The following is a 2,416-nucleotide window of genomic DNA, read 5'->3' on the forward strand; positions in this document are numbered from 1 at the left end:
GCCCCGGTCCGAACGAGATCATGAGCGAGCGGCGTCACCTGATCAACCTCGCCTACCGGCTGCTCGGATCCCTGGCCGACGCGGAGGACGTCGTGCAGGAGACGTATGCCCGCTGGTACGCGATGTCCCGGCAGCGGCAGGACGCCATCGACACCCCCGGGGCCTGGCTGACGACGGTGGCCAGCCGCATCTGCCTGGACCTGCTCGGCTCGGCGCGGGCCCGCCGTGAGCGCTATGTGGGCTCATGGATTCCCGAGCCGCTGCCGGAACACGGCGAGTGGGACGCCGGCCGTACGGACGCCGCCGCGAGCGACCCGGCCGACCGGGTCACCCTCGACGAGTCGGTCAACATGGCCTTCCTCGTCGTGCTCGAATCCATGACCCCGGCGCAGCGGGTGACGTTCATCCTGCACGACGTCTTCCGCTACCCCTTCGCGGAGGTGGCCGAGATCGTCGGGCGCACTCCGGCGGCCTGCCGCCGGCTGGCCTCCTCGGCCCGCCGCCGCGTCCGCGCCGCGCAGCCGCCGGCGGCTCCCGCGGCCCGGCAGGCCGGCCTCGTCAGGGAGTTCAGGCAGGCGTGGGAGGCCAAGGACATCGACGCCCTCGTCAACCTGCTCGACCCCGACGTGACGGGCATCGCCGACGGCGGCGGGGTCGTCGACGCCGTGGTCCGCCCGATCAGGGGCCGCGAGCGCCTCGCGCGGCGTTTCGTCGAGATCTCCCGACTTGCGCCCGACGTGGTCATCCTGGAGCGTACGGTCAACGGCCGCCCCGGACTGGTGGCCCAGCAGGACGGCGCCACCGTCGTGGTGTTGGCGTTCGACGTCGCGGGCGAGCGGATCAAACGCATCTGGGCCGTGCTGAACCCCGACAAACTCCGGCCGTGGACGACGGGCTGAAATTCGACCCGGCCGCGTTATCCGAATTTCCGGTACGCCGGAAATCCCGGCGGCCACAAATAGCGCCCCGGGCGGCGAATCACCAGGGCGGTCATATGCTCCCGGTCATCGTCTTTCGTGGGCGAGCGGCCGCGAGGGCGCGAGGAGCGTGGACAGCGCCCAGCGTCCCGGGCCGAGTACGGCGACGAGCAGGAACCCCCAGCAGAAGAGCGCGGCCTTCTCCCCGCCGTTCTGGATCGGGAAGAGCGCCTGCGGCTGGTGGACGAAGAAATAGGCGTAGGCCATGCTGCCCGAGCAGATCACGGCGGCGGCACGTGCGCCCAGGCCCAGCATGACCAGGACGCCGCCGGCCAGTTGGATCAGCGCCGCCCACCAGCCGGGCCACTGCCCGATGCCGGGCGCCGCGCCGTGCGGACCGCCGAGCACGCCGAAGAGCGTCGCCGCGCCGTGGCAGGCGAACAGCAGCCCTATCACGATCCGGTACAGAGCCAGGAAGAGCCCCTGATTCTTGATCAGTGAATCCACCGCGGTGTCCTTTCAAAGGGGGGTGCGAACAATCGTGGGAGCGCTCCCAAACAGGTTCTCCGGAAATGCCAGAAATTGTCAATGCCGTTGGCAACCGGAACGTCGGCCGACCGACGCCGAATATCCGCGCCAAATGGCCGGACACCGCAATCGTGAATATGCCGGCCTGTGAAACTTTCATCCGCGCCGGACACCGCAGGACCCCGCGAGCCGGCGACGCGACGCCCACCTCGCGGGCACCACGGCGGCACTGGTGATGATCGTCGCGACGCGCGGGCGGCTCGGTCACCGGCCGCCCAGGAGGTCGCCTCATCAGGAGCGAACCGCCACGACCTGGAAGAGATCGTGGGACGGGTGGCCGATCCCACACCCGGCATATGTCGTTTTGGTGCAAACGGGACATCACGGGAGTGCCTTCTCAGCCGCCATGACGAGTGATCCACTTTTTCTGTCAATCGCATTGACAACGGCCTGGTTCCGGCCGATGCTTTCCTCGCTGCACGCCCGTTTTTTGACCACCGCGCCCATTATTTGGGCATCCGGGAGAAGCCCACGCCGTGTTCGCGATTGATCGCCCGAGACCCGAGGCAGGACGCGTCCCAATGCGCCCCATGGAGGGCGGCGTGGGACGGGCAGCCCGCATCGGTGGCACACCGACCTGCCCTTTGCCGCCGGCGAGAGCGAGCGCGCCGTGAACGTTCTCACCGATTCGACGACCCGGTTGCTCTCCCGCTGGTGCGATCTGCCCTGCTCGCCGATCGCGTCCTCCCTCGCCCGTCGCTGGGTGTCGGCGATGCTCGTCTCCTGGGAGCTGCCCCTCTCCCCCGCCAACGAGGCGACGATCGCCGAGCTGACCAGCGAGCTGGTCACGAACGCGGTCCAGCACGCGGCCCCGCCGCCGTCCGGATCCTCCGGGATAAGGATCAACGTACGGGCCGGAGCCGCCACGATCTGGCTGGCGGTCTGCGACAACGACCCGACCCTCCCCACCC

The 2,416-nt window shown here is 69.5% G+C and carries 3 protein-coding genes; 2 read left to right on the forward strand and 1 reads right to left on the reverse strand.

The genetic code is table 11. The features are described from left to right. On the forward strand, positions 1-899 hold an 899-nt coding region (gene sigJ, locus GUY59_RS46690; RefSeq protein ID WP_201762170.1), incomplete at its 5' end, for an RNA polymerase sigma factor SigJ. Between the two features lie 105 nt (positions 900-1,004). On the opposite strand, the gene GUY59_RS46695 is transcribed toward sigJ, so the two are convergent. Next, a complete protein-coding gene (locus tag GUY59_RS46695) occupies positions 1,005-1,424 on the reverse strand; it encodes a DoxX family protein (RefSeq protein WP_138208793.1) in 420 nt (139 codons plus the stop codon). A 691-nt stretch (positions 1,425-2,115) separates the two neighbouring features. Here GUY59_RS46695 and GUY59_RS46700 point away from each other — a divergent pair. After that, the coding region (locus GUY59_RS46700; protein ID WP_442939104.1) for an ATP-binding protein at positions 2,116-2,416 on the forward strand (301 nt) is incomplete at its 3' end.

This window comes from Nonomuraea sp. K271, from assembly GCF_009908215.1.
In the GTDB taxonomy this organism is placed as follows: Bacteria; Actinomycetota; Actinomycetes; order Streptosporangiales; family Streptosporangiaceae; genus Nonomuraea; species Nonomuraea longispora.